Annotated in this window: 22 protein-coding genes and 1 pseudogene; 7 read left to right on the forward strand and 16 right to left on the reverse strand. The window is 45.5% G+C overall.

Features of this window, described 5'->3' with window-relative positions; all coding sequences use genetic code 11:
* The 4 genes and pseudogenes from E5S67_RS01655 to purS form a co-directional block, all read right to left on the reverse strand.
* Positions 1 to 629 (reverse strand): annotated as a pseudogene (locus E5S67_RS01655) (hypothetical protein); the annotation flags it as partial.
* Positions 622 to 2,667, reverse strand: a complete 2,046-nt coding sequence (locus E5S67_RS01660) for a P-loop domain-containing protein (RefSeq protein WP_246276580.1) — start codon at positions 2,665 to 2,667, stop codon at positions 622 to 624. The pseudogene E5S67_RS01655 and the gene E5S67_RS01660, both read right to left, overlap by 8 nt.
* Before the next feature lie 221 nt (positions 2,668 to 2,888).
* Complete coding sequence (purQ, locus tag E5S67_RS01665) at positions 2,889 to 3,590, reverse strand: phosphoribosylformylglycinamidine synthase subunit PurQ (protein WP_172184858.1); 702 nt, start codon at positions 3,588 to 3,590, stop codon at positions 2,889 to 2,891.
* A 305-nt stretch (positions 3,591 to 3,895) separates the two neighbouring features.
* Complete coding sequence (gene purS / locus E5S67_RS01670) at positions 3,896 to 4,180, reverse strand: phosphoribosylformylglycinamidine synthase subunit PurS (protein WP_172184860.1); 285 nt, start codon at positions 4,178 to 4,180, stop codon at positions 3,896 to 3,898.
* Between the two features lie 143 nt (positions 4,181 to 4,323).
* On the opposite strand from purS, the gene E5S67_RS01675 reads away from it, so the two are divergent.
* Complete coding sequence (locus E5S67_RS01675; RefSeq protein WP_172184862.1) at positions 4,324 to 4,716, forward strand: Fur family transcriptional regulator; 393 nt, start codon at positions 4,324 to 4,326, stop codon at positions 4,714 to 4,716.
* A gap of 68 nt (positions 4,717 to 4,784) precedes the next feature.
* Here the strand turns inward: E5S67_RS01675 and E5S67_RS01680 are convergent, their stop codons facing one another.
* Positions 4,785 to 5,744 carry an SPFH domain-containing protein gene (locus tag E5S67_RS01680; protein WP_172184864.1) on the reverse strand — a complete coding sequence of 320 codons (960 nt, stop codon included), beginning with the start codon at positions 5,742 to 5,744 and terminating at the stop codon, positions 4,785 to 4,787.
* A 113-nt stretch (positions 5,745 to 5,857) separates the two neighbouring features.
* A complete protein-coding gene (locus E5S67_RS01685; RefSeq protein ID WP_172184866.1) occupies positions 5,858 to 6,289 on the reverse strand; it encodes an NfeD family protein in 432 nt (143 codons plus the stop codon).
* A gap of 334 nt (positions 6,290 to 6,623) precedes the next feature.
* Here E5S67_RS01685 and E5S67_RS33910 point away from each other — a divergent pair, with 334 nt between their 5' ends.
* Complete coding sequence (locus tag E5S67_RS33910) at positions 6,624 to 8,801, forward strand: protein phosphatase 2C domain-containing protein (RefSeq protein ID WP_172184868.1); 2,178 nt, start codon at positions 6,624 to 6,626, stop codon at positions 8,799 to 8,801.
* Between the two features lie 254 nt (positions 8,802 to 9,055).
* Here E5S67_RS33910 and E5S67_RS01695 read toward each other — a convergent pair whose 3' ends face one another.
* Both E5S67_RS01695 and E5S67_RS01700 read right to left on the reverse strand, forming a co-directional pair.
* Positions 9,056 to 9,640, reverse strand: coding sequence for a calcium-binding protein (locus E5S67_RS01695; RefSeq protein ID WP_172184870.1), 585 nt, complete (start codon positions 9,638 to 9,640; stop codon positions 9,056 to 9,058).
* A 119-nt stretch (positions 9,641 to 9,759) separates the two neighbouring features.
* A complete protein-coding gene (locus tag E5S67_RS01700; protein ID WP_172184872.1) occupies positions 9,760 to 10,089 on the reverse strand; it encodes a hypothetical protein in 330 nt (109 codons plus the stop codon).
* 126 nt (positions 10,090 to 10,215) lie between these two features.
* Between E5S67_RS01700 and E5S67_RS01705 the strand changes: the two genes are divergently transcribed.
* On the forward strand, positions 10,216 to 13,827 hold the full coding sequence (locus tag E5S67_RS01705) for a WD40 repeat domain-containing protein (RefSeq protein ID WP_172184874.1): 3,612 nt from the start codon (positions 10,216 to 10,218) through the stop codon (positions 13,825 to 13,827).
* A gap of 114 nt (positions 13,828 to 13,941) precedes the next feature.
* Here E5S67_RS01705 and E5S67_RS01710 read toward each other — a convergent pair whose 3' ends face one another.
* The 4 genes from E5S67_RS01710 to E5S67_RS01725 all read right to left on the reverse strand — a co-directional run bounded on the left by E5S67_RS01710 (position 13,942) and on the right by E5S67_RS01725 (position 18,140).
* Positions 13,942 to 15,030 carry an ABC transporter ATP-binding protein gene (locus E5S67_RS01710; RefSeq protein WP_172184876.1) on the reverse strand — a complete coding sequence of 363 codons (1,089 nt, stop codon included), beginning with the start codon at positions 15,028 to 15,030 and terminating at the stop codon, positions 13,942 to 13,944.
* A 189-nt stretch (positions 15,031 to 15,219) separates the two neighbouring features.
* Positions 15,220 to 16,281: an ABC transporter substrate-binding protein gene (locus E5S67_RS01715; protein ID WP_172184877.1), complete on the reverse strand. Its 1,062-nt coding sequence runs from the start codon at positions 16,279 to 16,281 to the stop codon at positions 15,220 to 15,222.
* A gap of 51 nt (positions 16,282 to 16,332) precedes the next feature.
* Positions 16,333 to 17,184, reverse strand: coding sequence for an ABC transporter permease (locus E5S67_RS01720; RefSeq protein WP_172184878.1), 852 nt, complete (start codon positions 17,182 to 17,184; stop codon positions 16,333 to 16,335).
* 110 nt (positions 17,185 to 17,294) lie between these two features.
* Positions 17,295 to 18,140 carry an ABC transporter permease gene (locus E5S67_RS01725; RefSeq protein ID WP_172184879.1) on the reverse strand — a complete coding sequence of 282 codons (846 nt, stop codon included), beginning with the start codon at positions 18,138 to 18,140 and terminating at the stop codon, positions 17,295 to 17,297.
* A gap of 101 nt (positions 18,141 to 18,241) precedes the next feature.
* Between E5S67_RS01725 and E5S67_RS01730 the strand changes: the two genes are divergently transcribed.
* On the forward strand, positions 18,242 to 19,753 hold the full coding sequence (locus tag E5S67_RS01730; RefSeq protein ID WP_172184880.1) for a hydroxysqualene dehydroxylase: 1,512 nt from the start codon (positions 18,242 to 18,244) through the stop codon (positions 19,751 to 19,753).
* Between the two features lie 247 nt (positions 19,754 to 20,000).
* Here E5S67_RS01730 and E5S67_RS01735 read toward each other — a convergent pair whose 3' ends face one another.
* Positions 20,001 to 20,414, reverse strand: a complete 414-nt coding sequence (locus E5S67_RS01735; protein ID WP_172184881.1) for a peptide chain release factor 1 — start codon at positions 20,412 to 20,414, stop codon at positions 20,001 to 20,003.
* A 165-nt stretch (positions 20,415 to 20,579) separates the two neighbouring features.
* On the opposite strand from E5S67_RS01735, the gene E5S67_RS01740 reads away from it, so the two are divergent.
* Together E5S67_RS01740 and E5S67_RS01745 are read left to right on the forward strand one after the other, a co-directional pair.
* Positions 20,580 to 20,786, forward strand: coding sequence for a hypothetical protein (locus E5S67_RS01740; RefSeq protein ID WP_172184882.1), 207 nt, complete (start codon positions 20,580 to 20,582; stop codon positions 20,784 to 20,786).
* A gap of 238 nt (positions 20,787 to 21,024) precedes the next feature.
* Complete coding sequence (locus E5S67_RS01745; RefSeq protein ID WP_172184883.1) at positions 21,025 to 21,447, forward strand: DUF6335 family protein; 423 nt, start codon at positions 21,025 to 21,027, stop codon at positions 21,445 to 21,447.
* 93 nt (positions 21,448 to 21,540) lie between these two features.
* Here the strand turns inward: E5S67_RS01745 and E5S67_RS01750 are convergent, their stop codons facing one another.
* The 3 genes from E5S67_RS01750 to E5S67_RS01760 all read right to left on the reverse strand — a co-directional run bounded on the left by E5S67_RS01750 (position 21,541) and on the right by E5S67_RS01760 (position 24,442).
* Entirely contained in the window at positions 21,541 to 22,221 is a 681-nt protein-coding gene (locus E5S67_RS01750) for a response regulator transcription factor (protein WP_172184884.1), read from the reverse strand.
* Entirely contained in the window at positions 22,218 to 23,672 is a 1,455-nt protein-coding gene (locus tag E5S67_RS01755) for a sensor histidine kinase (RefSeq protein ID WP_172184885.1), read from the reverse strand. Before E5S67_RS01755 ends, E5S67_RS01750 begins: the two co-directional genes overlap by 4 nt.
* A 158-nt stretch (positions 23,673 to 23,830) precedes the next feature.
* Positions 23,831 to 24,442, reverse strand: coding sequence for a cysteine dioxygenase family protein (locus E5S67_RS01760; protein ID WP_172184886.1), 612 nt, complete (start codon positions 24,440 to 24,442; stop codon positions 23,831 to 23,833).
* Between the two features lie 406 nt (positions 24,443 to 24,848).
* Between E5S67_RS01760 and E5S67_RS01765 the strand changes: the two genes are divergently transcribed.
* Positions 24,849 to 25,538: a YHS domain-containing (seleno)protein gene (locus E5S67_RS01765; protein WP_172184887.1), complete on the forward strand. Its 690-nt coding sequence runs from the start codon at positions 24,849 to 24,851 to the stop codon at positions 25,536 to 25,538.
* Positions 25,539 to 25,856 lie beyond the last annotated feature (318 nt).

Below are 25,856 nucleotides of genomic sequence, written 5' to 3' on the forward strand. Positions count from 1 at the left end.
GAAGCGGAAATCGCTGTTTTTCCGTCTGGTGCGATCGCCACTGCTGTTACCCAGTCACTATGACCGACAAGTGTCCGCAATGCCCCTTCATTTGCCCGTTCTAAATTAGCCTTCAAAGGCCGCAGCCAAGGACGATCTTTCGACTGCTTTGCTTGTTCGAGAATGGCTTGAATGTCATCAGGTGACGAGATTTTTTCCGTCACTTTTTTGACAGGTTTACGTGGAGCCAACCTACCAATCAATGGTAAATGCTCCCAAAAATACTTAGATTCATCTACAACTCTAGTCACTTCATGAGGTAGCAACCTCCCCAACAAATGCCCGGCTAGTTGCGTTTTATCCCTTTCCAAAACGTGCGCCGACTTCCGAATTGCCCCTTGAATCAATTTCAGCGTTTCAGTTTGCTCCGGCGACAGCAAAACATCAGAAATTATCGCTAAATCATAATCCTCAATTAACGCTTGCACCCCCACCGCATCCAACTTCGCCTCAATAAAATCAAAATCCGTCAACAACTGATGCAGCCGTTCCCCTTGAACACTCTCCGCCAAATGCCCCGGCAGAGTTTCCAAAGCATAAAGCCGCTTTTTCGGCGATAGTTTCCCCAACCGTTCTTTAAACTTACTCATCGCCGTACAAATCCTCCCACAAGTTATCAGAAATCGCCGTTTCGATATCCCGCAGCGACACCCCAGCTTTCTGCACTACATCTTTACGATGCAGAAATCTTTGGAAACTCGCGTGATAGATACTGTAATCCGGCGGAGTGTCGCTGCTACGGCGCAGAAACTGTTCCCAATCATCGAGAACTTCCTGCAAATCTAAAGCATCTTCCTCAGCAAAATCCGCCAAAATATCGCAGGAAACCGGCTTGCGAGTTTTGGTCAACAAATAAATCACCTTCAACTTCCGGCGGCGCAATTCTCTATCTCTAACCGCCATTTCCATCCGCGCCCAATGCTTCTCATAATATCCTTCCAACTCCCTCGGCAAATCTTTCAAAGTCACATCGCTGTACTTGCCGCTATCGATATCATTCAGCACATAGCGCAGGTACATAAAGTTATTCTGGCTTTTTTCCGCCACCGCCACCACAAACTGTTCTCGCTGCAAATTTTGACGGTTAATCCAACTCTGAATTGACGCGCTGTTGCTGGTGCGTTTGTCAATATAAAGCTTGACATCCGCCAAACTTTCTGCACTGTACTGCATCAAATCAAAAACCTGATGATTTGGTAAAGGCAGAGATTCCGGTCGCTTCGAGACAATAAAATAAACATTATCCGGCAAAGCATCTGGCAAATAGAGGACATTGCTGCCACGCCCATGATCGCTCATATCGACTTCATCGAGGGCATCCACAACAAAAACTAACTTTTTTCCGCCCAGTTTAGCACTGACTTCCCCCAACAATCGACTGAGAAAATTGCCATCTGTAGTTGCATTTTCTGGCAATTTTGGGTAATCCAGTTTAAAGGCTTGAATTAACTGAGTGCAGGCATTTTCCAGAAATTGCTTGGCCTTTACAGTGCCTTGAGATTGCGAGTTAAAATGGACAACACAGCGCCGCTTCATCAGCAGCACTAACTTTGCCATAATTGAACTTTTCCCCACACCAGGATCTGCTTCTAAAACAAAATATCCTTTAGGCTTTTTCTGCAAGAATTCGATAATTGCTTCAAACACAAATTGGCGGCCGATAAAGTCTTGAGTGCGGTCTGCAATAATCGTTTCGCACTCGTAGGGAAGCGGCAATCGGGGCGCGGAAGTATCAACAAATCGTTCCAGCAAATTCTGAACTTGCGCTAAATCGGATCGGATGCCAATTTCTATGGATTCCAATTTCCCCATCACTTGACAAATCTGCTGCCCAGTTGCCACGGCCTCCAACTTTTGCAGAATTTCCCCATTTTGCAGCCCCAAATTTCTCAGTTCTGCCAAAGCAATTTGGTGCAGATTCAACAGCATCGCCGCAAACTTTTCTCCTCCCTTCGCCGCATCCAGTTTCAGCACTTCGCGGTACGCTTTCGGGAAAGTTGCGTACAGTTGATCCGCGACAAATTCCACAATTTCCGCATCGAAGGATTTCCCCTCGCTGGCCGCGAATTCGTTGACGAAAGTTGCCCAATCTGCCGTTGTCAATCCGGTAACTCGATCGAACTCCTCGGCATCCGCAGAAAAAATCTTGGTTAACTGGTCTTCGGAAATATTTAAACCCCTTGACAAGTCGGCTGTATTCGTGTTAATATCCAGGCAGTATTCAGGAGTTTTCTCGGCTAATTGACTGAGTGCTGTTTCTGGATAAGGCAATTTTTTGGTTTCGGCGATCGCAATTAGGCGATCGGACTTCGCAACCTCTCTCAAAATATAGCCGATAGCCTCACCCGCGGCCTTAATCAAATCGTGATTGTCGAGAATCTTCTGATTTTTGCTCAACCGTTCGGTCATCCGATTTCCGAGGTCATTAGCCGCGATATTCCCCGCTATACCAGTAGCAATCGCCGCCAAAATCGAAACTCCCCCAACTGCGATCGGGCCGCCCATCATACCCGCTGCTGCTTGAGTTGCCGGATTGGCGATCGCATTTGAAATAAGTTGCCCGACAGCCATCACCGCACTGCATCCAATAACCCTAGTTTTAAAATTAGCTAAGTCCATTAGTGGCATAAAATAAATATTCCTATTTTCAAAAGTTGGTAAGCTGTCCCGCATCTAAATTGTATTTTTTTGGGGCGGGCAAGATGCCCACCCCACAACAAACTTGATGTATTGTGGAACAGGCATCTTGCCTGTTCATTTTGAGCGGGCAAGATGCCCACCCCACAACAAATTTAATCTACTGTGGAACAGGCATCTTGCCTGTTCATAAAATCAGAGATAAATATCAACTACAAAACAGCAGCAACAGTTGCCATCAGCAAGCTTTGAAACAGTTTCACCCCATCAGTTTCGCCCAACATAGGATCGGATGCCCGTTCTGGATGCGGCATCATTCCTAATACATTGCCTTGGCGATTGCAAATGCCGGCAATATTATTTAACGAACCGTTGGGATTCCCAGCATCGCTAATTTTTCCGGCCTCTGTGCAGTAGCGAAACAGCACTTGATTGTGATCTTCTAACTCTGCTAATGTATCCGCATCAGCATAATAGTTTCCTTCGCCGTGGGCGATCGGCAAATCGATGATTTCACCCGTAGTATAAGCCGCAGTCCAACGAGTATTACCGCGTACAACTTTCAAAGAAGCGCGATCGCAAATAAAATTCAATCCCGCATTCCGCACCAGAGCACCGGGCAATAAACCAGCTTCAGTCAACACCTGAAAACCGTTGCAGATGCCCAATACAAGCTTTCCTTGTTTCGCGTGTTCCGCAGTAGCCCGCATCGCCGGAGAAAAACGAGCGATCGCGCCGCACCGCAAATAATCTCCGTAACTGAAACCACCGGGAATTACAATGACATCAATATCCGAAATATCCGTATCTTCGTGCCAAATCATCCGCGTCGGTTGGTGGAGTAACCCTTGAGTCACCCACACCACATCGCGATCGCAATTTGAGCCCGGAAAAACAATAACTCCAAATTTCATAAGCTGAAGGAAGAAGGAAGAGGGAAGAAGGAAGAAGGAAGAAGGAAGAAGGAAGAGGGAAGAAGGAAGAAGGAAGAGGTGTCAACTTAAGACTAAAATCTTATGTTTCTCTCGCTTGTATCAAAGTCTAAATCCCTTAAAAAGGGGGACTTTGAGTATTCTGAGTTCCCGCGTTTTTAACAGAGACTTTGAATGCTCTTGTCCCCGCTTTTTAACAAAGACTTTGACAACCCTCTTGTCCCCCCCTTATTAAGGGGGTTTAGGGGGTATCTCCGGGTTTAAAAACACCCTAGGGGCGATCGCATTTATGTCGCCGCTGTGTCCACAGCAACAGGAATTTCAGTCAAATCAAAGCGATAATTTTCAATAACTGGATTCGCCAAAAGTTGGTCGCAAACGCGATCGAGTTGTTCGCGGGCCTCCGACTCACCAGCAGCAGTCAGCGTCAATTCAACGTATTTCCCGATACGCACGCGCTCAACATTGTCGTATCCCATGTGTTGCAAACCAGACTGTACGGCAGTGCCGGCGGGGTCTAAAACCGAAGGGCGGAGGGTAACATAGATTTGGGCAAGATATTTCTGAGTCACGGGAATGTTGCGGTAGGTGATGTGAAAGTTAGCGCCATTTTATTCTACAACCGAGCAGCGCGCCGATCGCCATTTAACTCCCCCAAGTGAGATAGCCTAGAAATAGGGACAAATTTGATTCCAGCAGATTCGAGAAAAAAATTATGAGAACCAACCACACCCGCAGTCAGGAGCGTATTTTAAACTTGCTCAAAGTCCTGAATCGATCGCTCTCAGCGCAAGATATCTACTTAGAACTGCGTAACAGCGACCAAAGCATGGGCTTAGCAACCGTTTACCGCTCCCTCGACGGTTTAAAGCGAGAGGGGTTCGTTCACGTCAGAACCCTCGCTAGTGGCGAGTCTCTCTACGGTGCCGCCCACCAAGATCAACACCACCTAACTTGTCTGGAATGCGGCGCGTCAATTACGATCGACGAATGCCCGGTTCACCACTTAGAAAGCCAACTGCAACAATCTCATTCTTTCAAGATTTATTATCACACTTTGGAGTTTTTCGGATTGTGCGATCGGTGTACTTTGGCTCAAGAATCTTAAATTTGGTAAGAGGTAATAGGTAATCACAACAGTCAGCAGTTAACAGTCAACTGCCAACTGCCAACTGGCTAATCAGCCTTATTACCTTCCCCAACAATCGATCGCAATCCCTCCATCGTAGCGGGAATGCTGCGCGGGTCCATAAACATCACCTTGCTGCTGTCGCTGGTGCCAATTTTTTGACCCATATCCAGATAGTTTTGAGCTAACAAAAATTGTAAAGCTTCGCCGGCATTGGGGTCAGTTTGCAGAGTTTTGCCGATAATTTGCAAAGCCTCCGAAGTAGCTTGAGCTTTCAAAACCTGACTTTGGCGTTCTGCTTGAGCTTTCAGAACGATCGCCTTTTGTTGAGCTTCCGCCTCCAAAATAGTCGCTTTTTGGCGGGCTTCGGCATCCAGAACTTGCGCTTCAGCTTTACCTTTAGCGCTGTTAACTGCTGACTCGCGTTCGCCCTCGGATGTCAGAATTGCCGCCCGCTTCCGCCGATCGGCTGCCATCTGCAATTCCATTGATTCCTGTACAGTTTTAGAAGGGATAATATCGCGCAGTTCTACCCGCGTTACTTTTACTCCCCAAGGATCGGTAACAATATCTAAATCTCTGAGCAATATTTCATTAATTTGAGAACGAGCAGTAAAGGTTTGTTCGAGATCCAGTTGACCCATTTCGGCGCGAATTTGAGTCAGCACCATATTTACCATTGCTGACTGGAGATTTTCTACTTTGTAACAAGCTTTTTCCAAATCTACAATCCGCCAGTAAACCACAGCATCAACTGTGATAGAAACGTTATCCCGGGTAATACAAGCTTGCGGGGGAATATCTAAGACTTTTTCCCGAATTGTTTGCTCGTAAACGACGCGATCGAGAAACGGCTTGACAAAATTCAAACCTGGTTCCAGTTTTTTGCCGCTGTATTTACCTAAAGTTTCCACCAGCGCTTCATTTCCCTGATTGATAATCTTGACGGAACCTGCGAGGGCTGACCCGCCTAGTGCTAAAAATACAAGTAAAAAAAATTGTTCCACGGTTGCCTCCTATAAATGTTGACTGTTGACTGTTAAATGTTTGTGGAGTAATGACTAATGACTAATAACTAATGACTAACTACTAATTGCCTGTGATTAATTACGCATTTTGTTTAAGAATGCAATAAATGTTCTGGCAAAACTATCAGAGTAGTGCCTTTTCGTCCCACGACAATTACGTTTTGGTTGGGGGGAATGGTGGCCTTGGTGTCTTCGCAGCGAGCTTGCCAAGAATTCCCCTCATAAATGACTCGGCCGGCTTCTCCGGGGGGAATTTCTGTTAAAGTTTTTGCTTCCTGAGAATCTGCGATCGCCCTTGCCTTGCCTTTTGGTATCAACCGCCGGGACAGCAGCACAAAAACTGTCGAAAATACCATCCACAGAAATATTTGTAAATTAACGTAAGGTAGAACTAGAGAGCATCCAGCTACGGCGAAGGCGCTCAGTCCCATCATAAAAGCGACAAAAGCAGTCGGGAGAAATAGCTCTGCCAAACAGAGCAAAGACCCAGCTAGCAGCCAAAGGAGCGTGGGAGTCCAGATCATAAAAAGAATAGGTGATACTATTTAGATCTTAGATTGGAAATTTAAAATTTAAGAATTGCCAACAACTGACTGTGCAAGGGTTTGCCACTTGCGGGCCCTCAGAGCGATTTGTCGCGCAGCCGTAACAGGTTGAGGCTTCCATCCTACTCCAAGTCAGAGTTTAGTAACTTAAATTACAATTTTAGTCGGTGCAGACTGGCAGAAACTACAATTTCTAGGGGCCCAAAGGCAGTTAAGAAATTGATAGGGGCTAAAATCAGTTTATTCTCAAGCTCATGAATTTGGGCTAGCGAATCATATATCTTCAGAATCTTTTTACACAAACTATTTCGATATGATCAGCAGTTTCTCCGAACCCATTTATTGCCCGAATCTTAGCTGTGCCGAGCCGCGCAATACCTTTGGCCGCCAGCACTGTGCAGCTTGCGAAACCGATTTAATTTATCGCTATGTGTGGGCGGTAGGGCAAGCAGCCGAGGAAGTGCCGGCGGGTAAGGTAATAGCCGATCGATACTTTGTCATTGCACCCCAAATATGGCTCGACAGCCGTCCAGCTTTGCCTCCGAGCGTCCCGGAACAACTGCCGGATACGATTATGCCTTACCTGCATTTGTATCCCCAACGGCTGCATACGCCTGAAGTATACGGTTTTTGTTCTTTGGGGGAAGCACCGGAAGCGGCAGAGGTGCTGTTGTTGGAAAATGTACCCATCAATAATTTCGGTCGCCTGTATCCTTCTATTTTAGAATCTTGGTCTGGGACAAGCGCCGCGCGCCAAGTTTACTGGCTGTGGCAAATGCTCCAACTGTGGATACCGCTGTCGGAACAGGGAGTCGCTTCGAGTTTGCTGGTACCGGAAAATTTGCGGGTGGAAGGTTGGCGGGTACGCCTGCTGGAACTGCACCCCGGCAATTTTGTGCCGACGCTGCGGGATTTGGGAGATGTGTGGTCAGGTTTGGTGGAATCAGCGCAACCCGAGGTGCAGCCGAAACTCGGAGAGATTTGTCAGTTTATGCGCCGCAGCAGCATGAATTTCGACGCGATCGCCCTGGAACTAAACGATTTACTATTAGAACAAGCCGCTAAATTGCCTCTGCACTTAGAAGTAGTCGGCATGACCGATACCGGGCCGCAGCGCTCCCAAAATGAAGACAGTTGCTATCCGACTGCTGCTGATTTTCAATCTAGCAAAACTTCAGGCGGCGACAAACTAATTCCTTACTTGACAATGGTTTGCGACGGGGTTGGAGGCCACGAAGGAGGAGAAGTTGCCAGTCAATTAGCCGTGCAGTCCCTGAAAGCTTTAATCCAAAATTTGCTCTCAGAAATCACTCAACAAGAAGAGTTGATGACCCCAACAATGGTCATCAAGCAACTCGAAGAAATAGTGAGAGTTGTGAATAATGTAATTTCCGCTCAAAATAACGAGCAGGGAAAAGAGTTGCGGCAGCGGATGGGGACGACTTTGGTGATGGCCCTCCAGTTGCCTCAAAAAGTGAAAATTTCCGAGGATTTGCCCTCGAATAACAGCCACGAACTTTATTTAGTCAATGTTGGAGACAGCCGCGCTTATTGGATTGGCAAAAATTACTGTCAGCGGCTGACTGTGGACGACGACGTAGCCTCAAGGGAAGTACAGCTAGGACACAGTTTATACTGGGAAACTCAACTGCGATCGGATGCAGGAGCCCTGACTCAAGCTTTGGGTACGCGGGACGCCGATTTCCTGCGCCCGACGATTCACCGATTTATTGTCGAAGAGGAAGGCTTACTGCTGCTGTGTTCCGACGGTTTGAGCGACAACGACTGGGTAGAGAAATCTTGGGAGAATTACGGCCCAGAGGTGCTTGAGGGCAAAATGTCTTTGGAAGCCGCGGTTCAGTCTTGGATTCGTCTCGCCAACGAGAAAAACGGTTACGACAACACCTCGGTGGTGGCGACTCACTGTCGGATGTCGCCGGAGAGATTGGTACTGTTCGATCCGGCGGTGGCGTCAGCGCCAGTGTCAGCGCCGGTGTCAGCAGCTTCGGTGTCGCTGCCGATGTCAGGATCTGCATCCCTCCAGAAAACCGGGAGGATGCCAGAATCTCAGCTTTCTGAATCCTCCAAACAGTTGCTGTACCCCGAAACTGCCCCCGCCCCGGAACCAGTTCAAAAACAGAAGCCCAAGCGTTTGGGGCCATTGTTGGGACTGTTGGTGCTGATGCTAGTCTTCGCGGGTTTAGGTTTGTGGGTGCGCAGCCTCCAAAACCAGAACCCCGATCCCGAACAACTGCCGCCACCGCCGGAAACTACCGCCCCAACTCCTGCGGATATTCCCTCCCCCGGTGCCGATATTCCCTCCTCCGGTGCTGAGAGTCCCTCGTCCGGTGCTGAGAGTCCCTCGCCCGGTGATGAGAGTCCCTCGCCGTCGCCAGAACCAACTCCTGCGGAGATTCCCGCGCCGTCGCCAGAACCAACTCCTGCGGAGATTCCCGCGCCTTCCCCCTCGCCGGAAATTCCCCCACCTTAAAAGTTTGCGAGTTTGGGAACTTGTTGGACGTGCATAACTACAAAAGTCTTTCTCTTGTTTTCACCCTCGGGCTAAAAGCGCGGAGGCTCTCAACTCCGACTCGGTAGTTCGACATCTTCGATCGATAATTTTTGACTCTTTTTAATCGGAACTTCCCCCATAGGGAGAAGTTCCAGTTAGCCTGCGAGTAATGCACCTATCAAATAGGATTGCGATCCAATCAGTAAGGTTTTGATTGATTTGCGATCGCCAGCCTAGAAGAGGTTATTGCCTGTATTGGTAAACAAGTTAGAACTCGACACCAATCTGTCGTTAACAATGGCAAATAGGTCATTGCCTTTGAATATTTGCGTATCGTTTGCTGCATTACCAGAAACATTTTGGTTAGACACAAATCGGTAATCTGAGACGCTACCTTGGACCGCAATTCTGTCACCGTCTGACGAGAAAAAATCGCGAATTATAGCATGGTCAGGCCCGCTGTAGCCAAAGGGGCCCTGGGCCATACCAATGACAAATATATCTGCCCCACCGCCACCGGTCAGGCTGTCAAATTCATTCTCAAAAAAAGGTCCAATGCCAATCAGTACATCATTACCTGAGCCACCAAACAGTTGGTCATTACCACCAAGACCAAACAGTTGGTCTTGGCCTGAGCTACCATCCAGTGTGTCATTACCATTCTCACCAAACAGTTGGTCATTATCCGACCCACCCAAAAGTAGGTCATCACCAAAGCCACCTGTAAGAGTGTCGTTTCCTCCAAAGCCTCTCATTATGTCATTCTCAAATGTGCCGATCCGCTTGTCATTTCCTTCGGTACCTGTGATGGTTGCCATGTTACTTTCTCCTGTTGTTTAAAGACAATCACCCAAATAGGTGATTGGGAATTGAGCGAGTCTTGTTGTTGAAATTGCAAGACTTTGTTTTGCTATAAACCCAAGTTAAACAATCGGTATCAGTTCGACGACAAGAAAAAGTCGTAAAAAGTCAGGAAAAAATAGTCTGCAAAAGTCATACGACTTTCGCACGAGCGATCGCAAACCGGGTTGATGGACGAAAATCCTTCGCTGCAAACCGCAGTAAGGATAAAAAACCCGGTTTCTTTGGTATTGGTGCCTAATACTAAATCCGGGTTACTTACCCCGGAAATCGATCGCTGTAGGGAAACGGCACTGCGGTGTCCTCTATCTCTGCACTGAAATCTGCTGTAACTGTTGAGAGTGCTATTTTCGGAAAAATCTAGAAAAGTCTTGTTAAAGTAAGAAGACTCAGATTTTGCATCCATAGACTAAGCCGGGGAGACGCCTACTCCACAAGAGGTTAATTTTTCTTGTGTGATGGGCCCTCTTAACCCTTCTCACGCGAATAACCGCAAGATCTCAGGAGACTAATTTAGAGGTGCTGTAAAGTTATGACCGTGGAAGAAGCGCTGAGAATTTTAGATACAGCGATCGCCCCAACTTCCCTCAGCAACATCCAAGAGATTGTATTTCGCGAATCTTGGGAAGGGCTATCTTATTTAGATATTGCAGATCGCGCTGGCTATGACGCTAGTTATATTAAGGATGTGGGTTACAAGTTATGGCAACTACTCAGTGCTGAACTTGGAGAAAAGGTTACTAAAAGCAATCTTCAAGCAGTCATAGGACGGCGATCGCGTCAGACACCCGTAGAATTAGTGAACACAGAGATAGAAAAAATACCACCGCTGCAACTGCAAGTTCAACAACAAGAAATTGCAACGCACCGCCACTGGGGAGAAATGGTTGATGTCTCCACATTCTACGGTCGAAATCAGGAATTAGTGCGACTGCAACAATGGATTGTTACCGACTCCTGTCGTTTGGTTGGCTTGGTAGGAATGGGTGGAATTGGCAAAACCTCATTGGCTGCAAAAGTAGCGATCGCACTTCAAAATGAATTTGACTTTCTCATCTGGTATTCCTTGCGCAATGCACCACCGCTTGAGGACGTATTATCAACGCTGATTCAAATTCTATCTAACCAACAAGAAATATCACTCCCGACATCGCTTGAGGCTCAAGTCTCTCAACTGATGGGGTATTTACGCTCCTCACGCTGTCTTTTGATCCTGGATAATTTTGATGCGATTCTAGGGGGTGCGGATGGGGCAATATCCGAAGCAGGGCAATACCGAGAAGGCTATGAGGGCTACGAGGAAGTTCTCAGACGAGTGGGAAGCGAATGCCATTCTAGTTGTCTTGTCTTGACAAGTCGGGAAAAACCCACAGCTTTGATGTTGTTGGAAGGCGAAACCTCACCTGTGCGAACCTTACCCTTAATCGGGTTAAGTTCCTTGGAAGTGCAAGAAATTTTACAAGCCAATAGCTGTTTTTCCGAAACAGCAACCGATTGGATAAATTTAACTCAACATTATTGTGGCAATCCACTGGTACTCAAAATTGTCTCGACAACTGTTCTAGATTTATTTGATGGCAATATTACCAACTTTTTGGAGCATGGAGCGATCGCGTTTGGAGATATCAATATTTTGCTCAACGGACAATTTCGGCGGTTGTCCGACTTGGAAAAGCAGGTGATGTATTGGCTGGCAATCGATCGAGAATGGATGTCTATAACCGACTTACGGGCAGATTTTGTTTCCATCCCCTCACAATCTAAACTGCTGGATGCTTTGTCATCTCTGAGCAGGCGATCGCTAATCGAGAAGAATGCCGGAAAATTCAGCTTACAACCTGTGGTAATGGAGTATGTTACCGAACAGTTAATCGAAGGATTTGAGCGGGAAATTAAGTCGAAAAATCTCGATTTATTCGTCACCCATGCGCTAATCAAAGCAGAAGCAAAAGATTACATTCGGGAAAGCCAAATTCGATTGATTTTAGCACCACTGGCTGAACGAATAATGGGGGAATTACGCTCTAAGAAAGATTTTGAATATCAACTAAATCAAGTTTTGTTTTGTCTGCGAGCGCAATTTCCTAATTCAGTTGGATATGGTGGTGGAAATCTGATTAATCTGTTACTTCAACAGAAAATAGAATTAAGCGGCTATGATTTCTCGAACTTGAGCATTTGGCAAGCTTATCTCATTGGTACAAACTTGCATGGAGTTAACTTTGCTAATTCCGATCTGTCTAAATCCGTCCTTACCAGTAATTCAAATGGAGCTATATCTGTTGCCTTTAGCCCAGATGGTAATTTTTTGGCAGTTGGCAACCTCGATAGTAAAATTCGAGTCTGTCGCACCCAAGATTATCGAGATTTTCTCACCTGTGAAGGACACACCAGTTGGATTGCTGGTGTCGCTTTTAGTCCCAACAATCAAACTTTAGCAAGTGCATCTTTTGACCACATCGTCAAGTTATGGGATTTGGCTACGGGTGAGTGTATTCAAACATTAACAGAGCATACCGGATGGGTAGGTTCCGTTGCATTTAGTCCCGATGGTCGAACCTTAGCTACTGGAAGTTGGGACTGCACAATTAAGTTGTGGGATGTGGCAACTGGTGAATGTTTAAATACGCTTCTGGGACACGCGAATTTTGTAACGACGGTAATTATTAGTCCAGATGGTAAGCTTTTGGTGAGTTGTAGTTACGACAAAACTATCAAATTATGGCAGCTTGAAACTGGGGAAATTATTAACACATTGGAAGGGCATACACACATCATTCGATCGATCGCTTTTAGTCCAGATGGTCAAACATTGGTTAGCGGCAGTTGGGACTGTACGGTTCGTTTGTGGGATATTTCTACGAAACAATGTTTAAAGATTCTGCGGGCACATACCGATCCTGTCGTGGGAGTCGCATTTAGTCCAGATGGTTGTGCGATCGCCAGTGCCAGCTATGATTGCACAGTGCGACTCTGGGATGTTGCGACTGGACGGTGTTGCCAAGTTATGCAGAAACACTGCGGTTGGATATGGTCGATCGCATTTCACCCGCAAGGTCATACTCTGGCAAGTGGTAGCTTAGATTGCACCGTTACCCTCTGGAATACGCAAACAGGAGAATCATTGAGAACTTTGTATGGCTACAGCGCTGGGATTAAATCGCTTGTTTTTAGTCCAGATGGGCAGTTTTTAGCCAGCGGTAGCGATGACACAACGCTCAAATTATGGGACGTGCAATCTGGTAAATGCAGCAAAACACTGCCAGGACATACAAATTGGGTTTGGTGTGTTGCCTTCAGTCCAGATGGTCAAGTGCTTGCTAGCAGCAGTAGTCGTGGCATTATCCGTTTGTGGGATGTCGCTACGGGTCAATTGCTGCGGGTAATGCAGCAAGGTAAAAGCATTGCCAACAACTTTGTATTTTCTGTTAGTTTCAGTCCAGATGGTCGCACATTAGCAAGTAGCGATAATTTTCACAATCTCCGATTATGGAATGTTCGGACTGGTGAATGTTACCAAATTTTGTCAGATTGTTGTCGTGCTTGGTCAATTGCTTTCAGTCCAGATGGCACAATTTTAGCCAGTGGCAGCGATGATAGGCTGGTGAGATTGTGGGATGTTTGCTCTGGGGAATGTTTCAAAACCCTTTCAGGTCATACCAGTTTGCTGTTTTCGGTTGCTTTCAGTCCGGATGGAAAGATTTTAGCAACCAGCAGTGACGACAAAACGATAAAACTGTGGGATATTGAGTCGGGAGAATGTCTGAAAACCTTCGAGGGACACAAGGCTTTGGTATGGTGCGTCCGGTTTAGTCCAGATGGGCGAATTTTGGTCAGTGGCAGTCACGATAAAACGATCCGGTTGTGGGATGTGTGCTCCGGGGAATGTGTTAAAATGTTACAGAATGATTCGTCTCAGATATGGGCGATCGCAATTTCTCTCGATGGTAAAACCATAGCCAGTGGCAGTGCCGATGGAACTATTAAGCTGTGGGAAATGGAGACAGGAGAATGTGTAAAAAAAATGCGATCGCCCAGGCTTTACGAAGGTATGAATATTATAGGTGTTACGGGTCTAACTGATGCTCAAAAATCAACCCTAAAAGCACTTGGAGCAGTAGAAATAGATCGGTTTACCTACTGAAAAATCCGTTTTCTTTGGTATTGATGTGTAAGTGCTATACTCATGACTCCTGAGTGCCGCTATAATACGTGCATTCGTGTGAAAATCCGTGTCGCGTCTGCCTTCTTCCTGCTGCTATAAAATACAGATACTTTCCGGCGGCACGGCAACTCGAACGCTGTCGCCGACTTGGTGTCGCTGCAAGTCATCTCTGTGCAAGTTTTGTCGGCGAAGGGCGATCGAACTTTTAGCAGTCAACCGCACCGTATAGCGCGTGTCAGTGCCAATATAAATAGCCTCTTCTACTATTCCCGGCCAGCTATTTTCAACATCACAATTAGCCGGGAAAATAGCAGCTTTTTCTGGTCGCAACACCAGGGTGACAACTTTCCCAACGGGCATATCTTCTGCTGTCGCAACTAACACGGGCAACTGCTGGTCAACCAACACGATTATTTGACCGTTTTGCTTTTCTACTACTTGCCCGCTTAAAAAATTGCTATCGCCAATAAAATCAGCAACAAACCGCGTTTTAGGATATTCATAAATATCAACAGGCGTCCCGACTTGTTGCAGCTTTCCTCCATCCATCACTGCAATTCTGTCCGACATTGTTAGCGCTTCTTCTTGGTCGTGAGTTACATAAATAAACGTAATTCCCAATTTTCGCTGCATTTTTTTTAATTCTAATTGCATCTCTTTGCGCAATTTTAAATCCAGCGCTCCTAGGGGTTCATCCAACAGCAAAACAGACGGCTGTTTGACTAATGCTCTTGCTAGCGCTACTCGCTGCTGCTGTCCCCCTGACAGTTGGCGGGGATAGCGTTTTTCTACATCGGTTAACTGTACTAATGCTAAGGCTTCAGCAACGCGATCGCGAATTGTTTTCTGAGGCAAATTCTCCATTTCCAACCCAAAAGCGGCATTTTGTGCTACTGTCATGTGCGGAAATAAAGCATAATTTTGAAATACCGTATTTACTGGGCGGTGAAATGGCGGGCGATTTTGCATCGGTTGACCGTGAATGTAAATTTCGCCCGCTGTGGGAATTTCAAAACCCGCGATCATTCGCAAAGTTGTAGTTTTGCCGCAGCCGGAAGGGCCGAGTAAAGAAAAGAATTCTCGATCGTAAATTTGCAGGTTGATGTTATCTACAGCTAAGAAATCTTGACTGCGGACACTTTTAAATACTTTGGAAACGTCTAAAACTTCGACGGCGTGCATTATTATCTATCCTGCTAGGGTGCTTCAGGGATTAGCCTATAGTTTATCTAGAAAATTACGCTGTGCAGCAGACGCACCCTCCGAATTCTATCTCAGCTAATCAGCATTTAAATTGCTTCTCAATAAATCATTTAACTCTTGTGGGGTGGGTTTTGAGCAACGCCCCACAAGAGTTAAATGTGGAATAGCTTACTTTCCGGCCCCTGCTTTAACTTCCGTCCAAGCTCGATCGTACAATGCAGTTGCTTTGCCGACATCCTGCAATAATTTCATTTTGCCAAACACCTCAGCCGGCGGGTAAATTTGAGGATTTTTCAAATCGTTCGGGTCGATTAAACCTCGATCGATGGCTGCTTTGTTGGGCGAGCCGAAGTGGGTAAAATTGGAAATTTGGGCCCCTACTTCTGGCTGCAAAATAAAGTTAATAAATTTCTCGGCTAACTCTTTTTGGGGAGCACCTTTGGGAATTGCCATGTTGTCAGAAAAGATAATTGTTCCTTCTTTGGGAATAGCGTAGCGGAGATTGGGATTTTCTGTCATCACCTGAAAAATATCGCCGCTCCATTCCATCGTCAGATTTACTTCTCCTTGATCGAGCAGATTTTGACCGTTGTCGGGGACAAAAGCGGCAATGACATTTTTACTTTTAATCAGCAAATCGCGGGCTTTGTTAATCTCTTCGGGATTGGTTGTATTTGGATCAAATCCTAAATACATTAAAACTCCTGCAAATGTGTATCTGGCATCGTCTTGCCACGCGACTTTTCCGGTATATTTCGGGTCGAACATCGCCGCCCAACTGTTGATATCGTTCTTGGTGGTTTTCACGTTGTAGCCAATTCCCATCGTTCCCCACTGGTAGGGCAGGGAATATTTATTCCCCGGGTCAAAAGCTTGATTGATAAATTTAGGTTCTAGGTTTTTTTGGTTGGAAATACTGTTTAAATTTAGCGGCTCAATTATATTTTCTGCGATCATGATTTTCACCATGTAATCGGCTGGAAATATTAAGTCGTAACCGGGGTTTCCCTGTTTGAGTTTGGCATAGAGTGCGTCGCTGTTCTCGAAAGTGTCGTATTGAATTTTAACATTGTTCTCTTTCTCGAATTGGGCGATCGCTTCTGGGGCGATATAACTTGCATAATTGTAAATGCTGAGCACTTGCTGCTGGTTGCCACCTGTGGGGCTACAGCCGAAAGCCACCGTTGCACTCATCACAAACAAAATTAGGAAAGTCAGCAGGCGTTTCATAGGTTGTGTTAGTTGCAGACGACAATAATTATGACACAGAAAGCAAAATTTTTAACTTTTTTGAACTTTAAACGATGATAAAACCAGCAATAAGGAAGCCAACAACATCAAAGTTGAAATGGCATTAATCGCTGGCGTCACTGCAAATTTTATCATGCCGTAAACAAATAGCGGCAGCGTCATCGAACCGACGCCCGTGGTAAAGAATGTCACGACAAAATCGTCCAGCGACAGAGTAAAAGCCAGGAGTGCCGCGCTGAAAATAGCGGGCCAAATTAGAGGTAGAGTGATGCGCCAAAAAGCCCGCCATTCGTTAGCGCCTAAGTCAAAAGCTGCTTGTTCTAATTGAGGATCGAGTTCCGCCAAACGCGCCCTGACGGTAATAGTCACAAAGGAAATATTAAAGACAACGTGACCGATAATTACGGTAGGTAAGCCGAGATTGAGGCGAATTCCCGTGAGATTTTCTACGATCCGAAATACTAGGGTAAAGAAAACTAGCAGCGAAATGCCGATCGTAATTTCGGGCATGATAATCGGCAAAAACAGTAAAGCCTCTACTGCTTTGCGTCCTGGGAAATGAAAGCGTTCGAGTGCTAGCGCGATCATTGTACCAAAAATTGTGGCTAACACAGTCGAAATAGCTGCAATTAGCAAGCTGTTGTTAAGGGCTGTCACAATTCCGGCGCTACTACTCGTAGCAATCGTCCCGCCTGCATTGCCAAACAAACTGCCGTACCAATCGAGGGTAAAGCCTCGCCAAACGGCATTGAATCTGGAGGCGTTAAAGGAGTAAATAATTAAGATGAGAATGGGCAAGTAAAGAAAGGCAAATGCTAGTGCAGCTTGTACCCAAAGCCACTTTTTGCCGATCGCCCGCACGAGTAAATCTAGTTTAGTCATTAGTCAAAAATAGGTTCGCCTGTAGGGGCGGGTTTTACAGACAATCTGTGCCTAATACCAATAATCTCATAAACCCGCCCCCACCCAACTGTAAATCTCAATCTACCTGTTTAAGTTTCGTCCGACACGCGGAAGTAAATTAAAACCGGAATCAATATGATGACCGTCAATAGCATAGAAAGCGCCGATCCAAAAGGCCAGTCGCGGGCTTTCATAAACTGATTTTGAATCAAATTTCCCACCATAACTGTTTTAGATCCCCCCAATATATCTGGTGTGATGAAAGCGCCGACGGCGGGAACAAAAACTAAAATAGAGCCTGCAACAATGCCGCGACTTGTTAATGGTAAAAATACGCGCCATAAAGTGCGGAGATCGTTTGCCCCTAAATCGTGAGCGGCTTCTACCAATGAAAAATTAAAGCGTTCTATGCTAGAATATAAAGGCAGAACCATGAAAGGTAAATAGCCGTAAATCAGACCGATCGCCACAGCGAAAGGCGTAAAAAGCAAGTTTAACGGTTCGGTAATAATTTGCAGGCTTTGCAAGGCTGTGTTAACTACTCCTTCGCTGCGCAGGAGTATGATCCAGGCGTAGGTTCTCACTAAAAAATTAGTCCAAAATGGAATAATTACCAGCAAAAGCAAAGCATTTCGCCAGCGGGGAGAACGGGTGGCGATGAAGAATGCTAGGGGATAGCCAACTAACAAGCAAGCGGCTGTTGTTAGAAAAGCCAGCCAGAGCGATCGCCCAATTACTCCTAAGAAAAGTCCGCTGAACAAACGCTGGTAGTTGCTGAGAGTAAATATCCAAGTAACGCCGCCGTAAGTACCGCGTTCTAAGAAACTGTACAACAGTACAATTAGGACGGGCAAAATGAAGAAAACCATCAGCCATACGGTGGCGGGAAATAATAGCAGCAACAAGTTAGTCTGCTGGCGGTTTTTGACACTCATTATTCACTCAAGCGAAATTTAGCACATAATTCAACACATTTTATATCAAATCCGCATTTTATGAATTATGTCATCATTAATAAATTATCAAGAGGTACGCAATGTCAGCAGAATCGTCAACCCCAAAAATAGTCGTCGTCGGTGCAGGATGGGCCGGTTTAGGCGCTACCTATCACCTAACCCAGCAAGGCTATGATGTCACCCTGCTAGAAGCTGGCCCTTATCCGGGAGGCTTAGTTGCAGGGTGGAAAACCGCCGGCGGCCGTTCCGTAGAAGCTGGGATTCATGGCTTCTGGTATCCCTACAAAAACATATTTTCCTTAGTCAAGGAATTAGGACTAGATCCCTTCACGCCTTGGACTCGTTCTTGTCAGTATTCACCCGCCGGATTGGAAGTAGAATCGCCGATTTTTCAGGACGAACCGCGACTTCCCACACCGTTAGGAACCTTTCTTTACACCCGATTTAAAAGGCTGCCATTAGTCGATCGGCTTTCAGCCTTGCCCTTACTCTACGCCGTCCTAGATTTCGACAATTCCGACGAAGCGTGGCGCAGGTACGATCGCGTCACGGCCCGCGAATTGTTCAAACAGTTTGGCGTTTCTGCAAGGCTGTACCGCGATGCTTTTGAACCGATGTTATTAGTAGGTTTATTTGCACCAGGAGAACAGTGTTCTGCCGCCGCAGCTTTGGGAATGCTTTATTATTTCATCTTAGCCCACCAACCGGATTTTGATGTAGTTTGGTGTCGCGGAACAGTCGGAGAAAAAATCTTTCGCCCCTGGGTCGAACGCCTGGAAAAACTCGGTGCAAAAGTATTGACAAACCAACGAGTTACTGATTTGATTGTTGACAGCAAAAATCAAGCAACTGGCGTTGTTTGCGGCGACAAAACCTTCGATGCAGATGCAGTTATTTTTGCAGTTGGCGTCACGGGAATGCAAAAAATTATCAGCAGCAGCCCCGCTTTGCAAAGCCGCCAAGAGTTTCGGGATGCAATGAATTTGGGTGCAGTGGACGTGTTAGCTGTTCGCCTGTGGTTTGACAAAAAAATTGACATTCCCCTGCCTTCTAATGCCTGTTTTGGATTTAGTTCAACTACAGGTTGGACGTTTTTTGATTTGAATGCTTTGCACGACGAATTTCGAGCCGAACCGGGAACCGTTGTCGAAGCTGACTTTTATCACGCCAATCAATTAATTCCCATAAAAGATGAGGAAATAGTTTCCCTAGTTCAGCGGGATTTAGCGACTTGCATTCCGGCTTTTCGGGAGGCAAAAGTAATTGACAGCAGCGCAATTCGGCTGTCGCGGGCGGTAACGCATTTTGCCCCTGGCAGCTATCAGTATTTGTTGCCTGCAGTAACAAGTTATGATAATGTATTCATGAGCGGCGATTGGGTTGTGACCCGTCACGGTTCTTGGTCGCAGGAAAAGGCTTATGTTACTGGTTTGGAGGCAGCAAATTTGGTAATTTCGCGTTTCGGATTTGGGAAGAAAGCGGCAATTATTCCCGTGGAAGCTGACGAACCGCACATTCAAATCGGCAGAAAGATTAATCAGTTTACTCGCAGTTTGACTAAAACTTTCATTCCCGATTTTTGGCTGCCATAAGAAGGAAGAAGTTCGGCAACGGATTCTGTAACGGATTTAACGGATGTCAGGAAGAAGGAAGAAGGAATTTCTTGCTTGAAGCGGTAAGGTGCGCATTGCGCACCTTACATATAGACTAATAATCAATAACCAATGACTAATGATACTATTTTCACAAAAAAATGCAACTGTAGACAAGCTCGAAACCAGAATATTCATCAGTCATAGCCAATCTAAAATCTAAAATCTAAAATCTAAAATGGCATGACTATCGCCAATAAGGCCGGCCCTTCCAAAAAACTCCCACCGTAATTCCTATTAGTGCAGTTTCTGATAAACTTGCTAAAGAAGCAGGTATGGGTAGGAATGATTTTAAAACCAAACCCAAGAGCAGGCACAAAACTAAAACCCACAAACTAATTCGGTTGAGCAAAAATTGTTGTTGCCAATACTCTAAAAAGTACACTGCTAAAGCTCCCATTCCCACTGCTGCTGCAAAAGGTATCAATATCCCGAGGGAGGAACCGTAGAGAAGCGTCACCCCGTTGCGGATTGGCCGCGATTGCGTGAAACCCCAGGCTAAAAATAGCTCTAGTCCAATCACGATTGAGTTGACGAGGGCGGCAATTTGCAGCATTTCTCGCCAAGGTAAAAGTTTTAAACGCCGCAGAAAATTACTCACGATCGGCAGATTAGGTAGGTTGCTTTGATTTTATAACAGTTTTGCCCTGGCGATCGACCTTTGATGACAATTTGTGAAGTAAAATAAAGATATAGAGCTGTCTCTTGACAAATTCACCCAGAGTACGTGCCTATTAGTTGTTGGAAGTGTGAAAGGAAAAAAGTTATGGTGGAGAACACTGTCGATTGTGCTGTAGCTTGCGTCAATGGCTGCGTTCTGGGCGACAAGTGCCCGAAGCGGGAATACGCAGAAGCAACGTCCAACTTTATTGAAAATACTTCTCTGGATAAAATGCTAGAAATAGCAGAGGAAGCGGTGAGAAGGAAACGGATGGCACCCCCCAAATGGGTAATTCCTGATTTTCCCGAATAGAATTAGCCTCCCCATTAAAAAGCGATCGCCCGTTTCAAAAGGGCGATCGCTTTTTGTATTCCCAATGAAATAGCTGAGCCGAATCAATATATTTCCTGAGATAGAAGCTAAAAGCTTAAATAGCAATTAGGATACCACTTAATTATAGCCATCGGCAATTACTAAAAACAATTCAGTTTAAACCAAATTCGGACATTTTTAATTTAATTGAGTTCAAAAACAAACAGGAGCAAGTATCGTGGCACAGCAAAAGAAAAGCAACGAAAAAACAACAACAGAACGCGATAATTTGGGCGAATTGCCTCAAGAAATTACCGAATCTTACGGTACCGGCGTCATCGATCAACCGGGATTGAGCCAAGACGACATAACAACCCTGCAGGACAGCAGTTCGGAATACTCTTCTACCAGTTCCCAAATCGGCGGCGAGGATGCCGATCCTGCTGCGGAACAAGAAAGTGCCACTGGCGAGCAATCGGTGGGCGGAACCGCGCCTACTCCAGACCTGGATATGGTTGACGAACTCGGAGCCGCTGCGGGCATAGAAATGCCCGATGGGGCTATGTTGCACACAACAAATATGCTTGAACATCGAGATGAAAGTCGGTGGGAATTAGACCCGAGTTCTGCGGAAGATTATCAGGAACGACCGGATTTCTAGGTCTATTTGGTACAAAAAAATAGGTAGTAGAATAGGAGCGGGTTCACCAGTATCCATACTTCATATCTCAAGTATTTGTAAATCCGCCCCTCCTCACTTTTGCTCTCGCAGCACGTATCCAACTCCCCTAACCGTATGCAGCAGGCGTTTTGAGTTACTTGCTTCTAACTTAATCCGTAACGCACGAATATACACTTCAATAATGTTTGACTCGCCCATAAAATCGTAACCCCAGACCTTTTCTAAAATTCGGTCGCGGCTAATCACTTGACGGTGATTTCGCAGCATAAATTCTAACAAATCAAACTCTTTGGCAGTGAGTTCAATCAGTTGATTGCCTCGATAAACTTCACGGGTTAAACCGTTCAAGATCAGGTCTTCAAATTGTAAGTTATCCACGTCATTTTGTTGAGTTCGGCGCAGACGGGCTTTGACTCTCGCGAGGAGTTCTTCCATACTGAAAGGCTTAGTAACATAATCATCGGCTCCAGCATTTAATCCCGTCACGCGATCGGGTACTTCATCTTTTGCTGTTAACATAATTATTGGTACTTGAACACCAGTCGAGCGCAACCTTAAACAGATGTCTAATCCAGAGATACCGGGAAGCATCCAATCTAAAATTAATAAATCCGGTTGAGCATCACGAGCGATCGTTAATCCATCCAATCCATTTGGGGCGACAGTGACGTGATATCCTTCAAGACTAAGTTCAGATTCGATGAACTTTGCCAGTTTAGGGTCATCTTCAACAAGGAGAATGCGATCGCTCATAGCTGCGGATTCCAGACAGGTAAGGTGATAGTAAAAATACTACCTTCTCCCGGTTTAGATCGGAGCGTAATACGTCCTTCCATGCCTTCGATCAGGCTTTTGGCGATCGCCAATCCCAACCCTGTACCGTCTCTAGAGCGCGTCATTGACTCATCTACCCGGTAAAATCGCTCAAAAATTCGGTTTTGATGGGGGAGAGAAATACCAATTCCGCGATCGCCCACATGAATCATCACCTGCTGTTCCCTCTTTTCTAAGACTAACTCAACTGGTTGTTCGGGAGCAGAATACTTGATTGCATTATCGACTAAGTTAATTAACACTTGTTGTAAACGATCCTGATCCGCACAGGCTACAACATCCCGATCAGTTGACACCAAAATAATTTTCCGATTGCTAACTTTTTGACTCATCTCGGCCACCTCAGCCACCAGAGTATTCAGTATCACCGGATTCAAACGAAAGTGCAAGTTGCCACTATCAGCCCGTGCTAAATCGAGCAAATCTTCTAACATCCGAATCGTGCGTTCAGTTTCGCCAACCGCTGTTTCCAGTGCTTGTTGCTGATAGTCACTTAAGTTAGTGCTGCGTCGCAGCAAACTTTGTAAATAACCAACTACAACCGTCAGAGGAGTGCGTAATTCGTGGGAAACATTACCGACAAATTGGCGTTGTTGCTCCCAGGAACCCGACAATCGAAACAACATCTCATTAAAGGTTTGTGCTAGTCCTAAAATCTCATCAGGAGCCTGATGCAGTTGGAGTTTTGCCGCCTGCAAATTATCAGCAGACAAAGTGCTAGCTACCTGACTCATATGTTCCAAAGGATGGAGAGCATGACGAATGCGACTGGCGATCGCCAACATTAACACTAAGATTACTACAATACTGACAACTATTAGACTCCGAATCCCATCATTTAACTGACGTTGCTCATCAGTGATATCTTGAGAGAAATATACCGTACCCAGTAACTCATTTTTAATCCTCAGAGTTCTGCTACAGATCACCAAATAGCGATCGCCCATCTGAACAAAAGTCGGCTGTGCAGGTACTTCCGTCAACGAGATCATCTTCGTAATCTTAGAAGATTGCAGATCCATATCAGGTGAATTCACCAAAAGCATCCCATCATTTCGCTTCACCCACACCATGATTCCTCCTGTGGAAGCTTTATGGACGCTTCGGGTTAAGCCAATTTCTAGTGAACCCATTTCACTATAAAGCTCAACCTGTTCGGGAAAGCGTATTCCAATGTATTCCAGGGTTTGTTTATGGGCTCCGACTAGATTTTGCGACCTTTGCCAGCCCGCCCAAAATGCCACACTGCTAAGTCCTAAAATCGAGAGTACCAGCAATTCCAGCGTCAGGCGAAACTGAAGAGAAGAGGTGGAAATTCGCTTGCCCGTGAGAGGGTTGATAGCGGCTATGACTTGGCGAATTAGATTCATTTTATAGTCAGGGAGTGATAAGAATTAAGCATTAAAATGAGTCAAAACTTAACTAGAGAAAGTTAGTATCGTGTAGAACCGACGAAAGTTGGTGCAGCCGCGAAAATCGCCCGTTATCTTTGATATTTGTTGATATTTGCTTTCATCAGACTGCTATCTTAAAAGTTTTCCGCAGTACCTTTGACTTGGTTAAACTCAAACCGTCGATCGTAATCTGTTACACCATAAAGATTAAAACTAATGGTTGGTTGATCTCCCAGTGCTTCCACATGATGAATCGCATCTGGCATTAAGCACAAAACGTCACCAGGGGCAAGCAAAATATCGCCCACTGTTGTGATTTTATCGGGAAACTTGCGAGTTGGCGATCGCTGCCAGAAAGTATTTTTCTCCTGTCCATCAAGTAGCGCCACCAATCCCCAACTGGCATGATTGTGAATCGGAGAAACTGCACCCGGAGCCCAAGCCACCAACTGCACCGTCAGAGGAAAAAATGGTTCATCATAAAGTGTTTGTACTGCCCAGCCTGTCTCAGAGTCAGGCTCAAGGAGAGCAATTTGAAACCAGGAAGAACTATCTAACAACCTGCGGACAAGGGGACAAATTGCCTGGAGTCGTAAATAATCATCACTAATTTGGTCTAATACATCTTCCAAGTCAGTTAAAAAGCGGTAAAGTCGGTAGGGATGGGTCAAATCTTCAATTTGACTTGTAGCCTCAAAAATATTGCAATGTCCATCATCAGTCACTAACCAGTCTTTTCCTGTCATAATTTCTCAACTCGCGGTTAAATTACTGCACTACTAAGTTTCTCATCAGGAATCTTGGGTTTAGCAACGAGGTATCTACAAAGAAACCCGCTTTCTAAGCCAAGAGTGTATAAGTCCTGTAAAGGATAGTCAGGGTTAATCTCCACTCTATAAGAGATTCCTGGCAACTAGATGATGCGTTCCTAATTTCCAGATGAATTTTTGCTGAAGAAAGTGGCGTATAAAGTATTCAGAGTTTTATCTCCCATCCATCTCTTCCTCATCTAGCACTCATTTTATTGAGCGTTAATGCAAATAACCTCAAATCTTGAGGACAACAAAAAGCCAGCATAATTGCCAGAGACCAAGAACTCTCAAGCAAACATCTGGCGTGGAATTACTAACAATTTATCTGGAAATTAGACACATGAAAGTAAAATACATTACCACGATCGCCATTGCCACCATTCTAGGTTTGGTAACAACTAACGTTAGCTACGCCAACTTCAAGGCTTCAACAAACTCAAACTCTACAACCGTTTCATCCCAGGTTGCACAATCCAATCCTTGTGCGGGTAAAGCCAATCCTTGCGCGGGTAAAGCCAATCCTTGCGCTGGTAAAGCCAATCCTTGCGCGGGTAAAGCCAATCCTTGCGCGGGTAAAGCCAATCCTTGTGCTGGTAAAGCCAATCCTTGTGCTGGTAAAAGCAGCACAACAACCCTTCATCCTCAGTTCTACACCGAAAAAGGTATGGCTCTTGATGGTCAGGATGTCGTAGCCTATTTTACCCAAAGCAAATTAGTTATGGGAGTTAGCCAATTTAAACATAATTGGGGTGGAACAACTTGGATGTTTGCTAGTGCAGCAAACCGTGATATGTTTGCTCAAAATCCTGAAAAGTACGCTCCTCAATACGGTGGATATTGCGCCCAGGCTACCAGTGAAGGGAATCTTGTTGTCACTCAGCCTGACGCCTGGAAAATCGTTAATGGGAAGCTTTATCTCAACTACGATAAAACAGTACAAGCACAGTGGATGGGGGATATCCCTGGTCACATTGCTTTAGCAAACAAAAATTGGCCTGCTATTCTGAATAACAAAGAACTGTTGCGCTAAGCTCAAAGTGATGCAGGCAATTAGTTGCCACTAACCACCACTTACTTACCGCCAGCAGTTTTCATTTACCTGAGAACAAGGTAATTGTAATTGCGTAATTGAGAAAGCTGTACCTCACCCAATTGACGACTGCTATATCTTGTTATCAATCAACATATTCGGTGAGTTACGCTTCATAAAGCGTGTTTGTAGTCAGGACTTCTGTTTTCTCTTGACCGATGAACAATTACTATTAGTCCTGACTACAAAATTACGGTGGTTAGATCGCCGGATATGATATTATGTATCGCAAAAACCGGGTTGATGAAGCCAACCCTC

It is taken from the genome of Microcoleus asticus IPMA8 (assembly GCF_013179805.1).
GTDB classification, from domain to species: Bacteria; Cyanobacteriota; Cyanobacteriia; order Cyanobacteriales; family Microcoleaceae; genus Microcoleus; species Microcoleus asticus.

Coding starts and splice junctions, on each gene's coding strand:
- E5S67_RS33910 (WP_172184868.1), top strand. CDS start 6,624: ATGATCAGCAGTTTCTCCGAACCCATTTATTGCCCGAATCTTAGCTGT.
- E5S67_RS01710 (WP_172184876.1), bottom strand. CDS start 15,030: ATGCACGCCGTCGAAGTTTTAGACGTTTCCAAAGTATTTAAAAGTGTC.
- E5S67_RS01725 (WP_172184879.1), bottom strand. CDS start 18,140: ATGAGTGTCAAAAACCGCCAGCAGACTAACTTGTTGCTGCTATTATTT.
- E5S67_RS01685 (WP_172184866.1), bottom strand. CDS start 6,289: ATGATCTGGACTCCCACGCTCCTTTGGCTGCTAGCTGGGTCTTTGCTC.
- E5S67_RS01715 (WP_172184877.1), bottom strand. CDS start 16,281: ATGAAACGCCTGCTGACTTTCCTAATTTTGTTTGTGATGAGTGCAACG.
- E5S67_RS01760 (WP_172184886.1), bottom strand. CDS start 24,442: ATGACAGGAAAAGACTGGTTAGTGACTGATGATGGACATTGCAATATT.
- E5S67_RS01755 (WP_172184885.1), bottom strand. CDS start 23,672: ATGAATCTAATTCGCCAAGTCATAGCCGCTATCAACCCTCTCACGGGC.
- E5S67_RS01695 (WP_172184870.1), bottom strand. CDS start 9,640: ATGGCAACCATCACAGGTACCGAAGGAAATGACAAGCGGATCGGCACA.
- E5S67_RS01720 (WP_172184878.1), bottom strand. CDS start 17,184: ATGACTAAACTAGATTTACTCGTGCGGGCGATCGGCAAAAAGTGGCTT.
- purQ (WP_172184858.1), bottom strand. CDS start 3,590: ATGAAATTTGGAGTTATTGTTTTTCCGGGCTCAAATTGCGATCGCGAT.
- E5S67_RS01675 (WP_172184862.1), top strand. CDS start 4,324: ATGAGAACCAACCACACCCGCAGTCAGGAGCGTATTTTAAACTTGCTC.
- E5S67_RS01660 (WP_246276580.1), bottom strand. CDS start 2,667: ATGCCACTAATGGACTTAGCTAATTTTAAAACTAGGGTTATTGGATGC.
- E5S67_RS01740 (WP_172184882.1), top strand. CDS start 20,580: ATGGTGGAGAACACTGTCGATTGTGCTGTAGCTTGCGTCAATGGCTGC.
- E5S67_RS01700 (WP_172184872.1), bottom strand. CDS start 10,089: ATGGATGCAAAATCTGAGTCTTCTTACTTTAACAAGACTTTTCTAGAT.
- E5S67_RS01730 (WP_172184880.1), top strand. CDS start 18,242: ATGTCAGCAGAATCGTCAACCCCAAAAATAGTCGTCGTCGGTGCAGGA.
- E5S67_RS01750 (WP_172184884.1), bottom strand. CDS start 22,221: ATGAGCGATCGCATTCTCCTTGTTGAAGATGACCCTAAACTGGCAAAG.
- E5S67_RS01705 (WP_172184874.1), top strand. CDS start 10,216: ATGACCGTGGAAGAAGCGCTGAGAATTTTAGATACAGCGATCGCCCCA.
- E5S67_RS01765 (WP_172184887.1), top strand. CDS start 24,849: ATGAAAGTAAAATACATTACCACGATCGCCATTGCCACCATTCTAGGT.